The sequence below is a fragment of the Streptomyces sp. NBC_01214 genome (genome assembly GCF_026340975.1).
In the GTDB taxonomy this organism is placed as follows: Bacteria; Actinomycetota; Actinomycetes; order Streptomycetales; family Streptomycetaceae; genus Streptomyces.
The window spans coordinates 21,022-42,476 of sequence record NZ_JAPEOS010000003.1 but is presented as its reverse complement, the minus strand read 5'-3'; the positions used below and the strand labels follow the sequence as shown (position 1 = coordinate 42,476).

The following is a 21,455-nucleotide window of genomic DNA, read 5'->3' as shown; positions in this document are numbered from 1 at the left end:
CCATCTCATCCACCCGGAACCGTTCCTTCGCAGGGGCATCCGTTCGCCCCTCTTCACACCTTGTGACCTCCACAATTGCAGATCCCTGCAACTCACGGGACCCGGGCGGGGCACCTTCGTGACGTTCGGACCCCCAGGGCGGGTCCTTCGCCGGTCAGGCCTTCTTGAGGAACTCGGTCTTCAAGACCAGGCCCTTGACCTTCTTGGTGTTGCACTCGACCTCGCCGGGGCGGGAGGTGAGGCGGATGTTCTTGACCAGGGTGCCGCGCTTGAGGGTCTCGGAGGTGCCCTTGACCTTCAGGTCCTTGGTCAGGGTGACCGAGTCCCCGTCCTCCAGGACGGTGCCGTTGGAGTCCTTGAAGATGATGTCGCTCATGGTGCAGGTGTCCTTCGTCGTTCTCGTGAATGGTCGTGCTGGTCTCAGGTGAGGGCGGGTTCCTCGGGGGAGGTGGGCCAGTCATCGGTGGTCCACTGCTTGACCGTGCCGTGGGCGCCGTGGGCGGACAGGGCGGCGGCGAGGTCGCAGTGGACGGTGACGGGCGGGCAGGTGGCGTCCGGGACGAGAGATCCGTCCGCGGGTATCGCGGCGAGCTCGAGTCGGCGCCCGCTCTCGCCGAGGCGGCGGGCGGCCTGCGCGACCGCGATCTGCCCGCCGGCCGACCAGCCCAGCAGACCGGTCAGGTCGAGGATGACCGGGCCGGTACCCCGGGCGAGCGCCCAGCCGATGGCGCCGGTGAACCGGTCGGTGGCGTCCGCGCCGAGATACCCGGCCAGGGACAGGACCCCCAGGTCCTGACTGGTCGTGTAGCGCCATTCGATCGTCATCGTCAGCTCCTCGGCTTCACAGGGGAAGGGTGATCCAGATGGCCTTGCCGCGACCGTCCGCATCCGCCCGTACGACAGCGGTGCCGCCGAGCTCCATGGTCATCTCGACCACCATGGCCAGGCCGCTGCCCGGGGCGGTGCCGAGCGCCCCGAACAGGGCGGGCTGGTAGGGGTGGCGGTCGTGGACGGCGAACGCGAACGCCCCCGGCCCGTGCGCGTAGGTCACGGTGATCATCGGGGAGGACACGGCGGCGTGGCGGACCGCGTTGGTGACCAGCTCGGCCACGATCAGCAGCGCCGGCCCGACGCTCGGATGGCGAAGGCCCACCCCGCATTCCACGAGGACCAGTTCGGTGGTCTCGCGGGCGATGCGGACGGCCGAGCCCATGGCGGGCACGTCCAGCACGTGCCGGTAGGGCATCGTCTCGACCTGGACGATCACCGGCCCGCCTCCGTCGCGGTGCGGGCCAGGCGGAATCCGGAAACGGACTGCGGGTGCAGGCGCAGCAGGGTGTCGTGGGGCCCGTGCGCCCAGCCAGGCAGGGTACGCCGGTAGTGGGCGGCCTCATCCGGGTCGGCGATGACATCCGCCGGGCCGTGCGCGCTGACCGTCCAGCCGGTGCCGGCCGGTGTTCGGATCTCATCGACCTGGTAGGTCAGCAACGCGCGTCCGGGAATCGTGGCAGCTTGAACGGGGGCGCGGACGACGAGCCGTCCGTACTCCATCACGTGTGCGGCGGGGCGGACGACGGCCAGCTCGCGCTGGACGTAGACGAGGCGGCCTTGGGCGGAGCCTTCGAGGAGCCACAGAGCTTCGGTGCCGGAGACCTCGATCATGCGGCGGTCGGCGGGGACGGTCATCGAGCGGCCTTCCGGGTGCGGTGCGGTAGGTGGTGCGTACGGGGCAGCAGGCCCGCCTGCTCCAGGTGCTTGTGGGCTCCGGCGATCGCCTCCGGGGTGGTGGCGTACTCGCGGCCCTTGAGGCGCAGCAGCTCCAGGGCGCCTACGGCGTCCAGGGCTTGACGCTGGCCGGGCCGGATGCCGGAGGTCATCACGGCGATGCCGCGCCGGTTCAGCTTCTCCACGGCGTCCTTGAGGACGAGGGCGCCGGTGGCGTCCAGGGTGGTCACCCTCGCCATGCGCAGGATGACGACCTTCACGTCGGCGACTTCGGAGAGTTCGAGGAGGAAGCGGTGGGCGCCGGCGAAGAAGAGGGGTCCGTCGATGCGGTAGGCGACGATGTGCTCCGCGAGCAGGGCGTGTTCCTCGTCGCTGTGCTCGCCGGGCAGGTCCGGGCGGAAGTCGACCTGCTCCATCCGGGCCTGGCTCGCCACCGCCTTCAGGGCGAGGGCTCCGGCGACGACGAGGCCGATGATCACCGCGTATACGAGGTCGAGGATCAGGGTGGCGGCGGCGGTCAGGACGAGGACGACGGCATCCGAGCGGGTTGCCTTCGCCATCGCGCGCAGCGAGCCGACCTCCACCATGCGGATCGCCGTGGCCAGCAGCACGCCGGCCAGGGCGGCGAGGGGGATTTTAGAGACGAGGGGTGCTGCGGCGAACACGATCACCGCGAGCACCGCGGCGTGGGTGAGCGCGGCCAGCCGGGAGGAGGCACCGGTACGGACGTTGACCGCGGTACGGGCGATGGCGGCGGTGGCGGGAACTCCGCCGAACAGCGGGGCCGCGAGGTTGGCGATGCCCTGCCCGAACAGTTCCTTGTCCGGATCGTGCTGCTGGCCCACCGTCATCCCGTCCGCCACGGTCGCCGACAGCAGGGACTCCAGCGCGGCGAGCGCCGCGACCGCGACCGCCGGAGCCAGCAGCGAGCCGAAGGCGGAAGCGTCGAGGAAGGCCAGGGACGGGGCGGGGAGCCCGGAGGGCAGGTCCCCGATCGGCGCCGCCTCGTCAAGGCGGAAGACCTGCACGATCACGGTCGCGGCGATCACCGCGACGATGGAGAACGGGATCGTCGGCTTCCACCGCGCTCCGGCCAGCATGACCACCGCGACCCCCACGGAGAGGCCGATCGCCGTCCAGTTCGGGAAGGCCACGAACTCCACGAGTGCCCGCCAGGCCACGAGCAGGACCTTCTCGCCCTCGGGCTTGTCGACCCCGAGTGCGTTGGGTATCTGCTGGAGGCCGATCACGCACGCGATCCCCAGGGTGAAGCCCTCCACCACCGGCGCCGGCACGTACCGCATGTACTGACCGGCCCGCAGAAGGGCGAGACCGACCAGCAGCACCCCGGCCATCAGGCCGACGGTGAGGACGCCGCCGGGCCCGTACTGGGCAACGATCGGCACCAGGACCACGGTCATCGCACCGGTCGGGCCGGAAACCTGGAGGTTCGATCCGCCGAACAGCGCGGCGAGCGCGCCCGCGACGACGGCGGTGGCCAGCCCCGCCTCGGCGCCCAGGCCGGAGGAGACACCGAATCCGAGGGCGAGGGGAAGGGCGACGATCGCCACGGTGAGCCCGGCCAGGAGATCCCGGCGGGGGCTACGGGCCATGACCACGTAGTCGGCCCGGGCGGGCAGGACGGAGCGGGCCCTGCCGAGCACGGCCGTCACCGCAGTATTCACGCTCACGAGGCCGGGACCTCGGACTCGCGCAGTTCCTCCAGCAGCTCGCTCTGCCCGGTCAGCACCTCGGTCAGGATCCGCCGCGCCGCCAGCATCAGCTGCGCAACGTCCCCGCCCGCCAGTGCGTAGACCACGGTCGATCCGTCGCGGGTCGAGGTGACGATCCCCGAGCGCCGAAGGACCGCGAGCTGCTGGGACAGGGCGGAGGGCTCGACCTCGATCGCGGCCAGCAGGTCGCGCACCGGCATCGGCCCGTCCTGCAACAGCTCCAGAACCCTTATCCGCACCGGGTGCCCGAGCATCCGGAAGAACTCGGCCTTGGCCTGATACAGCGGAACCGTCATGGCCGCGCACCCTTCTCACCACCCCGAGCGGGGCAAATGCCTGGTGCTGTGCCGCGGCTACCTATGGACACAGCAATCACAGCATCTATTAAATTGCAGACTTCTGCAATTCACAGATACTGCGACCCGCCCCCGCCCTCAGGAGTACGGTTCGGTCGGGACCTCGCCGCAACCCCCGTCGGCGAGGCCCCTTTCGATCTCCGACGGGCACACCCACCACTTCTCGTCAGGCCGACATGATCCGTGGTGGGGCGACTGCTACGGCTATTGCCAGGACTGGTACACCCGGCGGTTCTGGCAGGCCCCGCCCTACGACACGCTGCTAGCGACATCGAAGCACTCGCCACCCCGTCCACTCCGGGGCGCCACCATGTTGCTGAACCTGGTCCGGGCCTCCGCAACCATGGTCATCTACGCCTCGGGCATCGCCGCCCCGGCCAAAGGCCGCTGGCTCGCCCTCGTCCGCGTACCTCGAGCAGACCACAAAGAGGACCGCCCGTTGTCTCGTCGACGGTTCAGCTGTTGGCGGCCTGGGTGGCGTCGGCGTAGTTGTTGAACACGTCGAGTTCATCCTGCTCGAAGCGGCGGATACCGCCCCGGATGGAGTCGTAACCGGCCACGACGGAGGTCGCGGTGGCGTAGACATGCTCGTCGCCCTTGACCTCGAAGTGGAAGGTGAGGGAGACGCGCTTGACGTCAGCCACCCAGGCTTCGATGCGGACCGGAGTCTCCCAGGTCTCAAGCGGGTGCTGGTAGCGGATGGTCTGCTCGCGCAGCAGGAAGTTGCGGGCCAGGCGCTCGGCGGGGTCCTTGGGGACCAGCATGCTGAACATGCGCATGCGGGTCTCTTCCAGAAGGACGCCGTAACGGGAGCTGTTGAGGTGTCCGTTCGCGTCGAGGTCCGACCAGCGAACGGGGCAGTCGTAGATGTGTCGGGACACAGTGACTCCTGAGATTCGTGGGATCTGCCGTCTCTTCGAGGCGCTCGGCCGATCCGAGGACGGGCTGGCGCACCCTCCGGCGCCTACGGCCCAGGAGCTGCGGGGATCAGCCGTCCGGACGTTCTCTGTCGTCCGGACGACCGCGCCCCGACCCCCAGGCCCCCAAACGGAGACAGCATCAGGCGTGACAGTAAGTGACTTTCCTTGGTCGGCGGGCTATCCACACCGGCTAGCGGGGCGGGCCCTCGCCCTCTTGGAGGTCGTTGAAGATCTCGCGAAGGAGGGCGGCCCGGAGGTCAACCTGGGGCAGTTGCCCGTGGAGCCGGCTGATGGCCGCCTGGTCGGAGTCCGGTAGCGAGGCGCGCAGAAGTAGCTTCAGCTCCGCTCTGGCCTGGGGGTCCACGATCGGCCGGTGGATGCGGTCGACGACGGCTCCGGCACCCAGCTGCGTGATGCCCCACTCCCCAGGGACTTCCTGGATCGCCCACACCACGGAGTGATTCTCGGGCGACAGGGTGAGTCGGCACTCCGGCCCGGCCAGCACGCTGAGTGCTGGGAGCGGGACGCCGTCGGGGCCGGCGAGCGCTGCGGCTTCGTCTGCGCTGTCGACGACGAGGCGGGCGGTGAGCGCGCGGGCCGCGCGGCGGCGGGCGGCATCGGCTTCGGCCTGGGCAGAGGGCTGCGGAGTGGACGTGCTGGGATCGGCATGGGCCCAGGCGTTCCGCTTGCCACCCAGGGCGTCGGTCTCGTCATCGGAGGACTCGGCCTCGACCCAGGTGATCACCACGAACCGGCAGTGCGGCATCGACGCCGGGTACAGGACGTGGGAGACGACTTCGACGGTTTCCCAGCCCAGGGCAGGGATGATCATCCGGAAGACGTGGCCGTCCCTGTCGGCCTCCAGGTCGGCCTCGGTGCGCCATATCCGCTCGACGTCCGGGTTCTGGCGAACCTCGGCGATCAGGTCGATGAGCTCGACGTTGTCCTTGTGGGTGGCCTGGGCGAACTTCAGCAAACGGATGTAGGCCGCGGCGTGCATTTCCCAGTCGTGGTATTGGGTGCGGGCCTCGGGGTTCGTCAGGGCCCAGCGCATGAGGTTGGCGCGCGGCTCCATGACCCAGGGCCACCACTCGGCCATCGCCGCGTTGTACGCGAGGATGTTCCAATTGCGGTCGGTCAGGTACGTAGGCGAGGGCATCTGCCTGTCGATCAGAAGGCGAAGTGCCCGGCGCAGCTCCGGACTGGCGTCGATCTGCGGGTCACCGTCGAGCGTGGTGCCGATGTTGTAGAGCAGCAGGGCGTGGCGCTCGCTCTTGTCGAGCCCGAGCAGATCCGCGAGCGCTTCGCACTGGGGCTTGGTGAACCGGGGCGGAACGGCCCCCTTCTCCACGTTGCGGTAGGTCCGCACCCCCATACCGAGGGCCTTGGCCACCGGGGCCTGGGTGATCCCCGCCGCTTGGCGCCATCGCTTGAGCCAGCCACCGAACCCCATGAACTGACCGGCGATTTCTCCGCCGCGTGCGCCCTTGTTCTCGGCGCGGTCATCGCCGAAGGGGACTATCCCCTGAGCAACCATGAGGCTCTTCCTTGTCTCCGTGTTTTACACGGGAGGCACCTGCCTGAGGGCATGAAAAACGGGGGGCAGCGTGAATGCTGGCCCCCCGGCCTGGTGTCTCCCACAAAGACGATACGCCCAAGTAGTACCGATCAGTAATTTGTGGCCTCGACCACAGGGCCGTTGGTTAAACGTGCAACCATGTCCGCCGACACCCGGTGGCCCTCCACGGCGAATCCGGACATTCCCTCACCTGCGGTTTTCCATGATCGAGAAAGCGGCAAATCCTTGCCGGTTTTTCTTGCAAGGTGGTGAATGATCATTCACGCCACAGACGATCACCGAAGCAAGCTAGATGGCGCTATCCAACCCCCTTGAGAGTAAGGGGCGTTACCAGGACTCCCCATGTGACCTCCACACATCCCACACATCCATCTACGCGCGTGGATTCACTCTTGAGATGCCGTTGACGAAGCCTTTGCCTGCGGGCTTAAATCCAAACCTGACCAGCCGGTACAGAGCGACAGCCTGCCGGTTCATGAACGTGGGGGCTCTTTTGAAGATCTTTATTGCGGCGCCCGGAGTGCGCATGGGCGGCGCCACCGAACAGCGGCTCACATCCACACGCGCTAACACGGCAGCAAAATGCTTGGCGTGTACATCTTTTCACGGTCCGTAGAGCCAGGTCTGGATCTTGTGCGGGCGTCTGCGTATGTTCGTCGTCCCCCACCGGGAGGCAACCCGGTGACCGGCGATTGGAACGCATGCAGGACGCACCGAGCGGCTATTCCGTAAAAGCAATCGGCGCCCGGGAGAGGCAACTCCCGGGCGCCGGACGCGAAGAGTCTTATCTCCAGCCGAGGCAAAGGCCGGAGAGACCCGTCATCACCGCGCCGGCCCTTCCAACGGGGCACACCGGCTGCGGCATCACTCAGGGAGAGTTTTGCATGGGCACGCCCCTGCGCGAAAGGCCGGATCCTCGGGCCGCCGCTGCGGACTGTGGAGCGGATACCGCTCACCCGCCCATTTCGGGCCTCCGGTGCGGGGGTGAAAGCTGATGGCACGCATTCGCACCATCAAGCCCGAGGCTTTCGAGTCCGAGGACCTTGCCGCCGTCGATGTCACCGCGGTGCTCACGTTCTTCGGGCTGCTGACCCAGGCGGACGACTCCGGCCGGTTCCGCGACCATCCGGCCGTGATCGCGGGGCGGCTGTGGGCGCTGCGCCCGGAGCACACCCCCGCGCACGTCGCCCGTGACTTGGAGCAGCTGGCCGGGGCCGGCCTGGTGTGCCGGTACACCGGCTGCGACGGCAAGTCCTGGCTGCACATCGTGACTTGGGACCGGCATCAGAAGATCAACCGTGCTTCAGACTCGCGACTGCCCCGCTGCCCGACCCACGAGGCGGCGAAGGCGTGCGGCGAGTGCGACCGTCCCCAGTGCCACACCCAGATCCCTGCGGCGGCCAGCCCACGACAGGCGCCCTCCGAAGTCCACGGGGCGCCCGCCGGCATCGTCGGCGGAGGCGATTCCGCGAATGCTCACGGAGCACTCACGCGAACCGTTCCGTCCGATTCACCCGCTTCCACCCCCACCGTGATGCACACCACTCCCACCCAGGAGCGTGAGACCGAGGCCACATCGCCCCCCTGCCCGCCCCCCGTAACACCCGCGAAGGAATCTGCAGGTCAGGGCGGTACAGGCCGAGCAGATGACGTGATGGGCGCCACATTCACTGAGGAGTCACGGTCTGGATCTAGGATCTTGGATCCTGGATCTTCCCGTAGGGAGCGCGAGGCGCCCGCACTCAGCTCCTCCCCGGAAACGGTGCTCGAAGCAGCCGACGCAAGCGAGTGGTCGGCGAAGGTCCTGATGGCCGAGTACCTGCGTGACTGCCCCGGAGGGCGTCCGCCGAAGAAGGTCCTCGGGCACCTGGGCAAAGAGATCCGCACGCTGCTGGACGAGGGCTACGGCCCCGACGTCCTGAGGCCGGCACTGGAACGGCTGCGAGCCAAGGGGCTGAACCCCAGCGTCCTGCCGAGCCTGGTCAACGAGTTCCTCAACTCCGGGCCAGCACCGTCGTCGAGCTCGAACCCGTCCTCCGCCTCCGGCGCGGGGCCCTGGACCAGCGCCTCCCCCGCCTACACGCCGTACCGCAACCCCACCGAGCCCGCCGGAATCTTCGGAGTCGCCCTGTGAACCGCACCAGGCTCGCCGACCCCCAGACCACTGCGGACAACGCTGCGATGGCCTGGATGCGGCGCAAGCTCGCCGAGCGCGGCATCGACCCCACCGCCCCAATCGCGGACACCCCGGAAGCGATCCCCGCGCTTGAGGCCGCTCAGCTGCGAATCCCGCGCGATTACCGCGAGGCTCGCGTCGAGCACCCAGCCGTAGCCGATTGGGTCCGCACCATCGCCGGCAGCGCCGTCGGCCACGCGGCGAACCCGCTGAACCCGCACTTCGGGGCTGCCGGGCAGCGGGAGATCACCCACGGCCGCAGCCTGCTGCTGTGGGGCTCCACCGGCGCCGGCAAGACACACCAGGCGTACGCCGCGATCCGCGCCTTGACCGCCTCCGGGTGCGGGGTGCGCTGGCACGCCACGACCGCCGCCGACCTGTACGGCGAGATGCGGGCCCGGGGCGGTGGCGATCCCGAGTACCTGCTGCGCCGGATCGTACGGATCCCGCTGCTGCTCCTGGACGACCTCGGCGCCGCGAAGGCCTCCGAGTGGAACGAGGAGATCACCTTCCGCCTGCTGAACTGGCGGGCGCAGAACCAGATGCCGACGATCGTCACCTCCAACCTGCCGCCGGTGCGTACCCCTGGGATGGCGACCGGGCAGCCGGTGCTGCGGGACAAGGTCGGCGACCGAGTGATCTCCCGCCTATCCGGCATGTGTACCCCGGTCCACCTCGACGGCCCTGACCGCCGCTTCCGCGCCGCCTGACCACCTGCGCCCACCACCTTCCACCGCCCGGCCAGCGAGCCGGTCAGCTGGCACCCACCGCTGCGTGCCGCACCCGCGCGCCGCTATCCGGCATGCCCTGGAGACCCATCCCATGCGCCAAATCACCACCAACACCCAGCCCGTGCCCGACCTGCGTGGCATCGCCGACATCTCGTGGCACGACCGAGGGAACTGCCACGACCTGGACACTGCCGAAGCGGACCGGATGTTCTTCCCCGCGCCGCGGGCCCACGCCGACATCGCCGAGGCCAAGACCTTGTGCGGCGCCTGCCCCGTGCGGCAGGAATGCTTCACCCATGCCATGGACAACGACATCCGCTGGGGCCTGTGGGGCGGGCTGACCGAGGCGGAACGCAAGCCCTGGCGGGCCAAGGTCGCCAAGCGACTCGACTACCAGCGGGTCCGCGCCGCCCTCATGGGCCGGGACGTCCACCTTTCTGCCGCCGAGCGCGACGCCGTCACCCGCGCCGCCCACGTACGCGGCTGGAGCACCTCACGGCTGGCCTACGTCCTCGGGGTCGATTTCGACCACGCCCGCGACCTCCTGCGCCGGGCGGCGCACGCAGTGGCAGACCGCGACCGGTACTGGAAGGTCCCCGCCGCGGACAGCCAGGCCAGCCCCGCCGGCAGCAACGACGAGGACGACCACGGAAGCGCACCCGAGGAAACGTTCTGCCAGGTGCCGCGCCAGGCCCAGACGCGCGAGCTCAACGACGCTCTGCGGAAGGCGGCATGACCTGCCCGGCGCCACCTCCCGCCCGGTCGGCCATGCGCGCCGCCGACGGCCACACACCACGCCCCACAGCAAGCCCGGAGAAAGGGAGCCCTTGACCGAGGAGACCGCCGACCGATACGCCCTGATCGCTGCCGGGACGGTGATCATCGTCTTGACCGGCGCCGGATTCTGGCTCTCCTACGCCCACCTCGCCGAAGTCGCTGGGAGGCACGGCCTGGACCGCTCGCCCATCCGGCAGTGGGCCTGGCCTGCCACGCTGGACATGTTCATCGTGGCCGGCGAGCTGCTGATGCTGCGAGCGGGTCTGCGCCGGGTGACGGACTGGTGGGCAATCGGGCTGACGGCCGCAGGGTCGGCCGGATCGATCGCGCTGAACGTCGCCGGCGTCAGCGGCACCACCGGCAGTCCGGTCCCGCTCCTGGACTACGTGGTCGCAGCCGTCCCTCCGACGGGCGCGATGCTGGCCTTCGGAGTCCTGATGCGGCAGATCCACCAGCGCATCGCCCGGCCCCTGCGGAACGGCCCAACCGAAACCTGGACCGGCCCCGGCCCGCGCCGGACCACCGCACCACCGGACCCGGCAGAGACCCGGACCGGACCGAACCCGGACCACGACGAAACCCGGACCGACACCCCCGCCGGACCGGACCGCCCCAGCCCGAAACCCGGACCGGCCCCGGACCCAAGCCGGACCACCGCACCACCAGACCCGGCAAAGACCCGGACCGGACCGAACCCGGACCACGACGAAACCCGGACCGACACCCCCGCCGGACCGGACCGCCCCAGCCCGAAACCCGGACCGCGGCGGACTCGGACCGGACCGGTACGTCCCCGGACCGTCCGGGCGAAGGTCCACGCCGGACGGTCCGAGCGCCGGACCGGACCGCGCCGCCTGTCCGAGGAAGAGGTTGTCGAGCTGGTCCTCCCGGACGTCCCCGCAGCCCTGGCTGCGGATGGGAACGAGCAGATCACCCGAACCCAGCTGCGGAGCATCATGCGCGCCCGCGGCATCCCCCTCGGCAACGAGCACATTGGCCCCGTCCTGACCGCGCTTCGCTCTGCGACCGCCTCCCCCAAGTCCCACGAAGGAGCCACCCACCGATGAAGACCTGCACCCGACTCGCCGACATGAAGGCCGGATACGAGCGCGACATCGCCTTCCTGCGCGGCCATGCCGCCCGGCACGAGGGCAGCAGCGCGGCGAAGGCGAGCACCCGGCACGCCTGGGGCATGAAGCAGAACATGGCCAGGGCCCTGGCCAGGCACTTCGAGCGCTGCGCCCTGTGCCAGTGACCAAACCCTGTCCCGACGGCGGCCTGGACCAGTACCAGGGCCGCCGTCCCGTTCCCCCACCACCTGGCCTCCCGGAAGGAGCCAAAGCGCCCATGCAGTCTGCTGAACACCAGCGCGAACCGGAGCTGAACAGGACCGTCAGGTCGGCCGAATCCTGCGCCCGCGAGGACCGTTCTCCCGACGTCAACTCACTCCCAGGAGGAGCAAGTTATCCCTTTGGGCACTCCACCATCGGCGGAGTGTCCAAAGGGTTCCCTGCCCCTGGTGGGCAGGGCCTCGTCCGGCGCCGGGGGACGCCCGACGAGGAGGCTGCGACCGAGGGCGGATCGCAGCCAGGAGGGGACCAACAACCCACGCACGAAGCCGCGTCAGCCTCAGCTGCACCCTCAGCCGCCCGTACGCGACGCCGTACGTACAAGCGCCGTCAGCGCCCCAACGTGTGCAGCGTCCGTATGAGCGACGACGAGCTCGTGCTCGTCGCGACCGCTGCCAAGACAGCCGGCGTCACCCTCGCCGGCTTCTTCGCCCGCGCCGCCCTCAGCGCCTCCCGCGATCCGCAGACCAGCGCTGCGGCCATCGCAGGGCGCCGCGAGATGGTCGCCGAGCTGTTCGCTGCCCGTCGCCACCTCGGACAGATCGGCAACAACCTGAACCAGCTGGTCCGCGCGATCAACTCCGGTGCCCAGCCGCCCGACGCCCAGCTCGACGCCGTGCTCGACGCGGTCCACCGCGCCTCCGCCCGCGTCCAGGGCGCCACCGCCCAGCTCCTCGAACACAACTAGGACTCCACACCACCATGGTCCCCAAAATCCACAAGCGCGGGCAGCGCACCATCGGCCTCCTGTGCTACCTGTACGGGCCCGGCAAGGCCGAGGAGCACGTCGACCCGCACCTGGTGGCCTCCTGGGACCATGGCGCCCCCGACCCCGGCCGCGATCCCGAGGTCACGTACAAGCAGCTCCAGCAACTCCTCGACCAGCCCCTGGCGCTGCTCGCCGAAGACGAGCGGCCGGCGAAGCACGTGTGGCACCTGTCGGTTCGCAACGGCCCCACCGACCGGACCCTGTCCGACGAGGAATGGGGCGACGTCGCCCGCCGCATGGTCGCCGCCGCCGGCATCGACGACCCCGACCAAGGCTCCGGCTGCCGCTGGGTCGCCGTACGGCACGCGGACGACCACATCCACATCCTCGCCACCCTGGTACGCGAGGACGGCAACCGTCCGGAACTCGACTTCGACGCCGTCCGCGTCCAGGCCGAGGCCCGCCGCCTGGAAGAGGAACTGGGGCTGCGCCGCCTCAACCCCGGTGACGGCACCGCCGCCAAGCGGCCCACCAGCGCCGAACGCCACAAGGCCGCCCGCCAGGGCCGCGAGCGCACCCCCCGCGAGGAACTCCGCGAGACCGTCCGGCGTGCCGTGGCCGGCGCCGAGAACGAGAAGGAGTTCTTCGACCGCCTGGGCGACGCCGGCGTTCTGGTGCGCACGCGCGTCGCACCGTCCGGTGACCTCCTCGGGTACACGGTCGCGCTGCCCGGAGACGTCAACGCCCAAGGGGAACCGGTCTTCTACCCGGGCTCGAAGTTGGGCCCGGACCTATCCCTGCCGCGGATCCGGGAGCGCTGGTCCGGCCGCCGGACCAGTCAGGGCGCTGAGCAGTCGGTGCCGTCGGGGCCCGCATCGGCGCGGCGCCGGGCAAGCACGGCGCTGTGGCAGGCGGTGCTGGTCATGGACGGGGCGGACGACGGGGTGGCCGCGGCATACATCGCCGCTGCCGGTGAGGTCCTGGACGCGCTCTCGAAGACGTCCGCCGCCCACACCCGGCGCGAACTACGAGACGCCGCATTCCTGTTCGAACGAGCCTCCCGCTCCCACGTGCGGGCCGAACGCGGTCACGACCGGGCCCTTCGCCAGGCTGCCCGCGACCTCGTCTACAGCGGTCCTGCACTCGGGCGGGGCGAGGACGGGGCGACGACCGCAATGGTGATCGACGCCGTGTTCTTCCTGGTGACCGTAGCCGCGCACTGGCACGGGAAGAAGGCACACGCCCAGCAGGCCTCTGCCGCCCAGCAGGCTGCCCATCACCTGCGCACGGCCTACCGGGCCGCCTCCGCGCAGCCGATGGGCGTGCTCGCCGTACGGGGCCGGTCGCTGGCCCTTCCAGTGCTGCGCCGCCAGGTCCTCCGAGTCCGGGAAGCGCTGCCGGCTGAGCTGGCGGAGCAGGTCCTGGCCGAAGCCGGATGGTCGGCGCTGGCGGCGACCCTGGCCGATGCCGAGGCAGCCGGATACGACGCCACCGCCCTGCTGGCCGACGCCGCCACCCGACGGGAGCTGGGGAGCGCCGAGTCGGTGTCCGACGTGCTGGTGTGGCGGCTGCGCCGCGCTGCGGACCTGCCGGCCGACGCCCAGACGATGGCCTTGCCCGAAGGCGCCACCGCCTCGTCGGGCGGCGCCGGACCGAAGGCCGAGAGCCCGGCAGCGAAGGGCACGCAGCGCCGCCGGAGGTGACCTGGCTTTCAGGAGTTCGCGAGTTGCCGCTGGTGGGGCCTATGGGGCACGCTTCTTGACCCACCGCCGTGTGCGGGGAGCCGACTGGGAGGGGAGCCCAAGTGTTCGGTCGCAGGAAGGCCAAGCAGGAGCGTTCGGAGCTGGGGCCGACGGGTGTCCCGTGGCTGGCGCACCCGGAACCGCAGTGGCCCGACCCGGTGCAGCAGACGCCCGCCCCCGCTCCGGCCGCCCCGGTGGTGGACGACTTCCTGCCGCCGGAGTTCCGCATGGACACCGATGACGACCTGGCGGGCCGGCTCATGCCGTGGCCGCGCCTCCTGGTCGTCGAAGGCGATGTCCGTGCCTGCCCGCAGTGCGCGGCGTACCGGGACTGGGTCGTCCTGTGCACTGAGGGGCGGATCTGGCTGCGCTGCCGCGCCGGCCACGAGACCTTGGAGCCGCGGCTGGACGTGGCCTGGTACAACCGCAACAGCGGCCCGAGCAATGGCAAGTTCGGCACGCTCGAGGAGGGCCTGCGCTCCATCGGCCACTGAGCGGGTACCGCGCCCATGGACTCTTGTGTTCCTTCCCTGCCGCTCTGAGGAGTCGGCCACGGTCAGCACACCCGCATCCGACCCAGAGAACCCGAATGCGCCTGCGCCATTCCACCGTCCTCACCAGCACCTGCCTCGCCCTCTGGGCGCTGACCAGTTGGTCCGCCCCGCCCTCCGCCACGGCGTCTGCAGCACCTCGGGCGGAAGCCTCCATACCCACCGCCAGCGACCACGAAGTGCTGCCGTCGGAGCGGCTGGCGGACCGGCTGCTCACCGCCGACGATCTCGGCCCCGGCATCGCTGCCCGCCCCGCTGCATCCGCGGCTTCGCCCGAGGCGTCCGTCGTGGGCTGCCCGCAGCTGGAGCAGCTGGGCAGCGCCGCGGGCAACCCGTACGCGGTGTTCCCGAACCAGGGGAAGCGGGTCTTCTCCGGCCCCGGCGGCACCCAGCTGGCCGAGGAGCTGTACTCCGCGCCGCCCAAGGACCTTGCTGTGGGAGTCGGACGGATCATGACCGCGATGGGCGCCTGCCCTTCGTACCAGCTGGTCACCGCCACCACCGTGGCAGAGGTCCGCACCCAGACGGTGCCGGTGCCCCGTCTCGGTGACAAGCAGTGGGGACCGGCCCTCACCGTCACCGCCGACGGGCGGCGCACCGTCGTCCAGCAGAACGTGATTCGCGACGGGCCGTGCTGCTGGTCGTCTCCGGCAGCCCGGCGGAAGTCGCGGTCCACGGGCAGACCGCCCTGGCCAAGGCATCGGCCCGCTGAGCCTGCTACCCATCTCACGGAAGACCTGGCCGCAGACGGGAGTCTTCCAGCTGCGCACTGGCACCAGCCCGGCGACCAACCGCCCGGAGGTACCACGGGTCACGGCCGCTGACCGGTGGCCAGAGGCGACCGCCTGAGCCTGGCGCCCCGCCGGACTCGCACACAAGCGCTGAGGCCGGGCGGGTCGTCGGTCATCGGTCGTCGGCAGCATCGCGACCGTCTCCTAGAGCGGCAAATCGATCGATGAGCGTACTGCTAGGAAAAGGCCGACGGCCGGACCCATGGGGGTCCGGCCGTCGGCGTATCAGACAGTCGGCTGCACAGTGAGCTGGCCCTCGCTGCTCTCCGGCAAGGAGTGGCGCAGCACCGGTGCGGGTGAGGCCAGAGAGGCGGCGAAGGCCGCAACGAGATCATGCGGCGTACTGGCGGAGAACATGGCAGCCCACAGGAGACCAGCGCCCATCCGTGGTTCACACCATGCCTGCCATCCCGCCGCTTCCGCCTCAGGATCAAGGACGAGCGGGTCGCCGTCCTGAATGCCCTCATCCGGCAAAGCGGTCAAGGCCATGGTGGCGGCCAGCCGCGGGTCGGACATGGCGGTTGGGTTATCGATGTCACCGATCCAGCCGCTGCCGACCAGCGCGTCGAGAACCACCTGCGGTCCGGCGTAGCCGTGGGCGGGATCCGGGCGGTCCTCCAGGGCGAGCAGGAAGTCGGTGACAGCCTCGGACGGGGTGCCGACGGAGAAGTACGCATTCCACTGGGGAAGGCTGGTGGGGGTGGCGCGGGCAGAAACCGTCCATGCCACCGGCTGATCGCCCAGGAGGATGGGCTCGTCGGCCAGCACCCACTGCGCCCAGCTCAGTGCGTCCGAAGCGATGTACAGGACGGTGCTGCGGAGAACCTGCCGGGCGTCGTCCGATTCGTCGGGCTCACGTCGGCCCCGGACGAGGGTGAGGCTGGTCCAGCCCGCCGCGGTGAGGTGGGAGCCGACCTGGTCAGCAAGGAGGCCGTCATCGCCAGCGAGATGGCGCGGGGTGACCCAGTACGCGGGAAGGGAAGGGAAATCAGGGGACGGGGGCAGAAGTGCTCCTTGTCGTCAGGGAGTGTCGCGGCTCGTATCGTCGTCGGAGACGGCGCGCAGCCGCCGTCCACGGACAGGCGGCTCGACCGGAGGCATCCAGGTAAGGGCTTCGGCGACTGGCCTGGGGAGGTACCCGTACTGCACCGCCTCCGCGCCCTCGGCAAGATAGACAATCGGGCTCCCGTCCTGCTCCGTGCCCACTGTCACCGTGCCCATCTTGTGAGCCATGGGAAAGAAAGGATTGATCGCGAGCCGAACGCGGGCGGCAGGGGCTGCCGCAGACAGTCGTTCCATCAGGTCGGCGACGGTCATCTCGGCGCCGGGCTCGGGCTGGGGGGCCACGGTTCTCCTCACAGGTGGAAAGCGTTGTGGTGGGTGCGAATGTGCGCCGCGCGGCCTGCGGGAACGGACCACGGAAGGACGCGCGAGCCAATGGAGAACGGGAGGCGAGCGCACCGGCCTCCAGGCGGCGTGGGCACTACTGCCGTCGAGCGGTGGCGAGCACCTCGGAAACGGTAGCGACCACGAGCCGTGCCGGGGTTTGCGGGTCGAAGACGACACGGTAGCCGGGAACCTTCGCGGTGCCGGTGACGGCCAGGACCCAGCCCTCGTCCTCGGCCCCGGGGCGGCCGTCGGGAAACCACCCGAGATAGAGCCTGCCGTCGGCCGAGGAGATATGGGTGTCGGCCCTGTCGTCGACGATGAGGGTGAAGTCGCCGTTCGCCTCGGGGAAGCAGTCGATGACCTCGGTCGGCTGACCGGGCCCCAAAAGCCAGCTATGCAAGCGCAACCTCTCGATCGTGGTGCGAAATCCGGCGTTCGACAGCTCCACGGCCACAAGCATCACCTCTCTGACCTGGGAAAACCCCGAGTCGGGGGAAGGTCGTCTAGGTTGACATGCACTCCAACGCTGCACCAGTCCTTGCGGGGACTTTCCTGTCTGCCACCGGCGAACTCGACCTTGGGGCAGTGCTGTGGGCTCTCAACAACCGACTCACGCAAAGCCGCCGTGTGAGACGAAGTCACCGCACGACGGCGGGCGAACGTTAGGGCGCGCGGCCGGTTCGTCGTGCGGTCCAGCGTCGCCGCAACCAGTCACCGGCTTCACCCACCGCCACCAGGAGGGCGGCTGATGCGGCGGATTGCGCGAGCTGCGCGGGTTTTACCCAAGAGCCTTGCCCGCCACCCAGAGGCCGCGCTCCACGGGCTGTTGGCCCAGATCAGCGCGAGGACGGCTGCGCCGAGGAGGACCAGGCCGCCTACGGTCTCAGTGCGCAGGGCGCGGGTGATCGCCTGCCGTTCGGGCAGAGGGAGCAGCCCGAGGAAGGGGAACGGGTGCCGGCCATGGCCGTGAGCCTCCGGAGGGTTTCAGCGACGAGAGGGCAGCCTGCCCCCAGGACGCCGACCAGACTTCCCGGCACACCGCGCGCCACTCTTGACGCGTTCTTTACACCGTATCCACCGGTGGCCAGGCTGCCTGCCCCGCGCGCTTCCGCATGATCACATCGGTGTCAGGTTGTGATCAGCCCTGGCGGGAGGCGCACCACCAAGCAGCGACGGCGCCGAGCGCCAGTGCGGCGGCCGCGTACAGGCCAGTCCGTTCGGCAGGCATCGCGTAGAGGGCGGCGCCCGCGATCGTGAGGATTACGCCCATCACCAGCAGGGGCGAGGCCGGACAGCGGCCGGGGCGGCGGGGCATCTCGGGTCAGGACCCGGCCGGTGCGGCCTGGTGCAGGCGCGTACGGAGCGTTTCGGCGAAGTCCTCGGCGCGGGCCAGCTGGACGCGGAGCTTGTCGACCTGCTCGGCGGCGGCCTGCTCGAACTCCCGCACCCGCCCCAGCAGGATCTCGCGCTCCCCGGTGTCAAGGCCGGACTCGTTGTCGAGGCGGTCGGTGGCATCCAGGAGGTCGCGCATCTGATCGAGGGTGAAGCCGAGCGGCTTCATGCGGCGGATGACCATGAGCCGGGCGACGTCGGTCTCGGTGTAGAGGCGAAAGCCGCCCTGCGAGCGGGCCGAAGGGACGACCAGACCGGTCTCCTCGTAGTGCCGGATGGTGCGCAGGGACAGCTCTGTCCGCGCGGCGACCTCGCCGATCTGCATGTGCCTGTCGTCCACGCCCGCGGTCCCGGCCCTTCTCGTTGTAGCGGGCCGCGTGCCGTGCGACCTCACCGATCTCTACTCTAACGTTAGGGTAGAGTCGCTATTGGCGAGGGCGGCCCGTCTGCCCCGCGACTGCCGTTCCGGGGCCGATGGCGCCCCCGGCGAAGATCCGATTGTTGCAGGAGACAAGCGTGCGCGAGCTCATGACGCCGATCGCCGCCGTCTGCCCGCCGTGATGCTCTGCCTCGGATGCGAGCTGCTCGGCCGCGCACTGCGCAGGCCCGCCGCATCCACCTTTCCGATCTTCCGGCCCGTCTGATGCTCGGGTCGTCCGCGGGGTGCCGGCCCGGCTCCTCCGCGTTCTCCCGCACACCTCTGGCCTGCCAGCGGAGTGTGCCCGAGCTCGACAGGTTCCCATTCTCTTGTCTTCTTCCGTTGTGACTCCCGCCGCGCGGCTGCGCGGCCTGCGCCCGGACTGGCTGAACAATCCGAAGGTCTGGCGCACCGAAGTACTGGCTGGCCTGGTCGTCGCGCTCGCGTTGATCCCGGAGGCGATCTCGTTCTCGATCATCGCCGGCGTCGACCCCGCGGTCGGCCTGTTCGCCTCGTTCACCATGGCCGTGGTCATCTCGATCGTCGGCGGCCGCCGGGCGATGATCTCCGCGGCGACCGGTGCCGTCGCGCTGGTGATCGCGCCGCTCAACCGTGAGCACGGCTTCGGCTACCTGGTCGCCGCCGTCATTTTGGCCGGTGTCATCCAGGTCGCGCTCGGCGCCCTCGGCGTCGCCAAGCTGATGCGGTTCGTGCCGCGCTCGGTGATGGTCGGCTTCGTCAACGCCCTCGCCATCCTGATCTTCATGGCCCAGGTCCCCGAAATGCACGACGTCCCCTGGGCCGTCTATCCGCTGATCGCGGCGGGGCTGGCGCTGATGGTGTTCTTCCCGAAGGTCACCACCGTGATCCCGGCGCCTCTGGTCTCCATCGTCGTCCTGACCGTCATCACCGTCGCTGCCGCGATCGCCGTGCCGACCGTCGGCGACAAGGGCGCCCTGCCGTCCTCGCTGCCCGTCCCGGGCCTGCCCGACGTGCCGTTCACGATGGACACCCTGACCACCATCGCCCCCTACGCCTTCGCGATGGCGCTGGTCGGCCTGATGGAATCCCTGATGACGGCCAAGCTCGTCGACGAGATCACCGACACCCACTCCTCCAAGACCCGCGAATCGGTCGGCCAGGGCATCGCCAACATCGTCACCGGGTTCTTCGGCGGCATGGGCGGCTGCGCCATGATCGGCCAGACGATGATCAACGTGAAGGTGTCCGGAGCCCGCACCCGCCTGTCCACCTTCCTCGCGGGTGCGTTCCTGATGGTGCTGTGCATCGTGTTCGGGCCGGTCGTCTCCGACATCCCCATGGCCGCCCTGGTCGCCGTCATGGTCATGGTGTCCTTCGCGACGTTCGACTGGCACTCCATCGCCCCCAAGACGTTGAAGCGGATGCCGGCCGGTGAGATCGCGGTCATGGTCATCACCGTGATCTGCGTGGTCGCCACCGACAACCTCGCCATCGGCGTCGTCGTCGGCTCCGTCACCGCGATGGTCATCTTCGCCAAGCGCGTCGCCCACCTCGCCAACGTCACTGCCGTCACCGACCCCGACGGCAGTACGGTGGTGTACTCGGTGACCGGGGAGCTGTTCTTCGCCTCCTCCAACGACCTCGTCGGCCAGTTCAACTACGCCACCGACCCCGACAGGATCGTCATCGACCTCTCCGCCGCCCACATCTGGGACGCCTCCTCCGTCGCCGCCCTGGACGCCATCGAGACCAAGTACGCCCAACGCGGCAAGACGGTCGAGATCACCGGCCTGAACGACCCCAGCGCCGACCTCCACGGCAAACTCACCGGCGAACTCACCAGCCACTGACCGCAACCCCGGCCGCAGACGACTGAACACTCCCGAAGCACAAGCAGCCGTGCCCCTATAGGCGATGCGCAACTGGCGGCGAGGTTGCTGGCAGCACCACACCGGCCACAGGGGGAAACGCAGTCGGCCCCGGGAACCTGTCTGGTTCCCGGGGCCGGTGGTGGTGAGGTCAGTTGTCGTCGGTACGCCGGTGCTGGCCGGTGCCGGTGTCGCTCTCGCCGTTCTTGCGGCGGCGGGCGGCGTAGACGGCGCCGCCTCCAGCGGCGAGGAGAAGGCCGCCGGCTGCCAGGAGCCACCCGTTGGTGCTGTCAGCGCCGGTGTGGGCGAGGGAGCCTTCGGGCTTGGTGTCAGGTGCGGTGGGGGTCGCGGGAGCGGTGCCGATCTCCGGGCTGCTGGAGGGGGATGCCGCATCGGTCGGCTCCCCTGTGCCGGTCGAGGACGAGCCGGTCGGCGTCGGCTGGGAGGTGGGGTCGCCGGTGGGCTTGGCCGTCGGCTTCCCCGTCGGTTCCTCGGTGGGCTTGGCGGTGGCCGCGTTCGTGAAGGCCGCAGTGGTCTCGGCTCCGGGCTTGGCCGTGATCTCTACCGGGGTGGTCTCCAGCCGGTAGCCGTCCGGGACCTTGGTCTCGGTAGCGGTGTAGGCGCTGCCAGTCTTCTTACCGACGAGGAGGGGCGCCTTGGCGGTGCCGTCCGGGCCCGTGGTGAGGGTGAAGGTGCCCTTGTCGTCCTTGGCGTCCTTCGGGGCGATGTTGACGATGGCTCCGGCCAGGCCCTTGCCGGTGGCCTTGTCGGTGACCTTGAGGGTGAGGCCGGCGGACTTGTACGGGTCGGTGATTGCCAGGGCCTTGGGCTCGCCGGGGGCGACGACGACGTCTTGGTCGGGGACGGTGCCGAGCAGCGGGCTGCCGGAGGCGGTCTCCTTGAGGCGTACGACGCCGGGGGCGAGGTCGGAGAAGGTCAGGGTGCCGTCGGCTCCGGTCTTGCCCTCGGCGAGCGTCTTGCCCGCGGAGTCGAGCAGCTGGAAGGCGGCTCCGGGGACGGGCTGGCCTTCGGGGTCCGTCTTGACGATGCGCAGGCCGGCCTTGTCCGCCGGCGCGGGGCCGCCTTGATCCTTGGGGGCTTCGGCGGACGGGGAGGGGGCTGCGGTGGCGATGGTGGCCGGGTTGGTCAGGACGGCGACGGCAGTCAGGGCGAGCGCGGTGAAGAGGAGGGGGCGGTGCTTCATCAGGGGTGCTCCGGGCGGGATCGTGCGGTGCGGGACGGTGTGGCGCGGGCTCCGAAATCGGGG

At 70.0% G+C, this 21,455-nt stretch carries 23 protein-coding genes and 2 pseudogenes; 10 read left to right on the top strand and 15 right to left on the bottom strand.

Features of this window, described 5'->3' with window-relative positions:
- Positions 1-154: 154 nt before the first annotated feature.
- The 8 genes from OG594_RS36560 to OG594_RS36525 form a co-directional block, all read right to left on the bottom strand.
- Positions 155-376: an alkylphosphonate utilization protein gene (locus OG594_RS36560; RefSeq protein WP_030648694.1), complete on the bottom strand. Its 222-nt coding sequence runs from the start codon at positions 374-376 to the stop codon at positions 155-157.
- A 44-nt stretch (positions 377-420) separates the two neighbouring features.
- Positions 421-825, bottom strand: coding sequence for an STAS domain-containing protein (locus tag OG594_RS36555; protein ID WP_266444641.1), 405 nt, complete (start codon positions 823-825; stop codon positions 421-423).
- A 16-nt stretch (positions 826-841) separates the two neighbouring features.
- Entirely contained in the window at positions 842-1,267 is a 426-nt protein-coding gene (locus OG594_RS36550; protein WP_208869364.1) for an ATP-binding protein, read from the bottom strand.
- Positions 1,264-1,686 carry a pyridoxamine 5'-phosphate oxidase family protein gene (locus OG594_RS36545; RefSeq protein WP_033221501.1) on the bottom strand — a complete coding sequence of 141 codons (423 nt, stop codon included), beginning with the start codon at positions 1,684-1,686 and terminating at the stop codon, positions 1,264-1,266. Before OG594_RS36545 ends, OG594_RS36550 begins: the two co-directional genes overlap by 4 nt.
- Positions 1,683-3,338 carry a SulP family inorganic anion transporter gene (locus tag OG594_RS36540; RefSeq protein ID WP_266445582.1) on the bottom strand — a complete coding sequence of 552 codons (1,656 nt, stop codon included), beginning with the start codon at positions 3,336-3,338 and terminating at the stop codon, positions 1,683-1,685. The genes OG594_RS36545 and OG594_RS36540 overlap by 4 nt, the downstream gene beginning before the upstream one ends.
- Before the next feature lie 74 nt (positions 3,339-3,412).
- Positions 3,413-3,754, bottom strand: coding sequence for a metalloregulator ArsR/SmtB family transcription factor (locus OG594_RS36535; protein WP_033221504.1), 342 nt, complete (start codon positions 3,752-3,754; stop codon positions 3,413-3,415).
- Positions 3,755-4,269: 515 nt separating this feature from the next.
- Positions 4,270-4,695 carry a thioesterase family protein gene (locus OG594_RS36530; protein WP_266444638.1) on the bottom strand — a complete coding sequence of 142 codons (426 nt, stop codon included), beginning with the start codon at positions 4,693-4,695 and terminating at the stop codon, positions 4,270-4,272.
- Between the two features lie 229 nt (positions 4,696-4,924).
- Entirely contained in the window at positions 4,925-6,271 is a 1,347-nt protein-coding gene (locus OG594_RS36525) for a helix-turn-helix transcriptional regulator (protein ID WP_266444636.1), read from the bottom strand.
- Positions 6,272-7,307: 1,036 nt separating this feature from the next.
- Between OG594_RS36525 and OG594_RS36520 the strand changes: the two genes are divergently transcribed.
- The 9 genes and pseudogenes from OG594_RS36520 to OG594_RS36480 all read left to right on the top strand — a co-directional run bounded on the left by OG594_RS36520 (position 7,308) and on the right by OG594_RS36480 (position 15,172).
- A complete protein-coding gene (locus OG594_RS36520) occupies positions 7,308-8,447 on the top strand; it encodes a hypothetical protein (RefSeq protein WP_266606719.1) in 1,140 nt (379 codons plus the stop codon).
- Positions 8,444-9,199 (top strand): ATP-binding protein, encoded by a 756-nt coding sequence (locus tag OG594_RS36515; protein WP_033221511.1) that lies wholly within the window; start codon positions 8,444-8,446, stop codon positions 9,197-9,199. Before OG594_RS36520 ends, OG594_RS36515 begins: the two co-directional genes overlap by 4 nt.
- A 112-nt stretch (positions 9,200-9,311) precedes the next feature.
- Positions 9,312-9,956, top strand: a complete 645-nt coding sequence (locus tag OG594_RS36510; protein WP_252310317.1) for a WhiB family transcriptional regulator — start codon at positions 9,312-9,314, stop codon at positions 9,954-9,956.
- 91 nt (positions 9,957-10,047) lie between these two features.
- Positions 10,048-10,467: pseudogene (locus tag OG594_RS36505) on the top strand (DUF2637 domain-containing protein); the annotation flags it as partial.
- Positions 10,468-11,060: 593 nt separating this feature from the next.
- The gene (locus tag OG594_RS36500; protein ID WP_266354034.1) at positions 11,061-11,252 is read left to right on the top strand and encodes a hypothetical protein; all 192 of its coding nucleotides are present in this window, start codon (positions 11,061-11,063) and stop codon (positions 11,250-11,252) included.
- A 452-nt stretch (positions 11,253-11,704) separates the two neighbouring features.
- Positions 11,705-12,034: a plasmid mobilization relaxosome protein MobC gene (gene mobC / locus OG594_RS36495; protein ID WP_252310314.1), complete on the top strand. Its 330-nt coding sequence runs from the start codon at positions 11,705-11,707 to the stop codon at positions 12,032-12,034.
- Between the two features lie 14 nt (positions 12,035-12,048).
- Positions 12,049-13,758: a mobilization protein gene (locus OG594_RS36490; protein ID WP_266606718.1), complete on the top strand. Its 1,710-nt coding sequence runs from the start codon at positions 12,049-12,051 to the stop codon at positions 13,756-13,758.
- Between the two features lie 101 nt (positions 13,759-13,859).
- Positions 13,860-14,291 (top strand): hypothetical protein, encoded by a 432-nt coding sequence (locus OG594_RS36485; RefSeq protein ID WP_244290823.1) that lies wholly within the window; start codon positions 13,860-13,862, stop codon positions 14,289-14,291.
- A gap of 95 nt (positions 14,292-14,386) precedes the next feature.
- Positions 14,387-15,172 carry a hypothetical protein gene (locus tag OG594_RS36480; RefSeq protein WP_158711864.1) on the top strand — a complete coding sequence of 262 codons (786 nt, stop codon included), beginning with the start codon at positions 14,387-14,389 and terminating at the stop codon, positions 15,170-15,172.
- 192 nt (positions 15,173-15,364) lie between these two features.
- On the opposite strand, the gene OG594_RS36475 is transcribed toward OG594_RS36480, so the two are convergent.
- The 6 genes and pseudogenes from OG594_RS36475 to OG594_RS36450 form a co-directional block, all read right to left on the bottom strand.
- Positions 15,365-15,925 (bottom strand): DUF317 domain-containing protein, encoded by a 561-nt coding sequence (locus OG594_RS36475; protein WP_266354105.1) that lies wholly within the window; start codon positions 15,923-15,925, stop codon positions 15,365-15,367.
- A gap of 234 nt (positions 15,926-16,159) precedes the next feature.
- Entirely contained in the window at positions 16,160-16,486 is a 327-nt protein-coding gene (locus OG594_RS36470) for a hypothetical protein (RefSeq protein ID WP_244290828.1), read from the bottom strand.
- Positions 16,487-16,622: 136 nt separating this feature from the next.
- Entirely contained in the window at positions 16,623-16,988 is a 366-nt protein-coding gene (locus OG594_RS36465; protein WP_266444623.1) for a DUF317 domain-containing protein, read from the bottom strand.
- Positions 16,989-17,341: 353 nt separating this feature from the next.
- Positions 17,342-17,461 (bottom strand): annotated as a pseudogene (locus tag OG594_RS36460) (Na+/H+ antiporter NhaA); the annotation flags it as partial.
- 205 nt (positions 17,462-17,666) lie between these two features.
- Positions 17,667-17,798, bottom strand: coding sequence for a hypothetical protein (locus OG594_RS36455; protein ID WP_266354032.1), 132 nt, complete (start codon positions 17,796-17,798; stop codon positions 17,667-17,669).
- 51 nt (positions 17,799-17,849) lie between these two features.
- Complete coding sequence (locus OG594_RS36450) at positions 17,850-18,260, bottom strand: MerR family transcriptional regulator (RefSeq protein ID WP_208869365.1); 411 nt, start codon at positions 18,258-18,260, stop codon at positions 17,850-17,852.
- Between the two features lie 407 nt (positions 18,261-18,667).
- On the opposite strand from OG594_RS36450, the gene OG594_RS36445 reads away from it, so the two are divergent.
- The gene (locus OG594_RS36445) at positions 18,668-20,170 is read left to right on the top strand and encodes a SulP family inorganic anion transporter (RefSeq protein WP_266606717.1); all 1,503 of its coding nucleotides are present in this window, start codon (positions 18,668-18,670) and stop codon (positions 20,168-20,170) included.
- Between the two features lie 169 nt (positions 20,171-20,339).
- Here the strand turns inward: OG594_RS36445 and OG594_RS36440 are convergent, their stop codons facing one another.
- Complete coding sequence (locus OG594_RS36440; RefSeq protein ID WP_266444619.1) at positions 20,340-21,392, bottom strand: collagen binding domain-containing protein; 1,053 nt, start codon at positions 21,390-21,392, stop codon at positions 20,340-20,342.
- Positions 21,393-21,455: the final 63 nt, after the last annotated feature.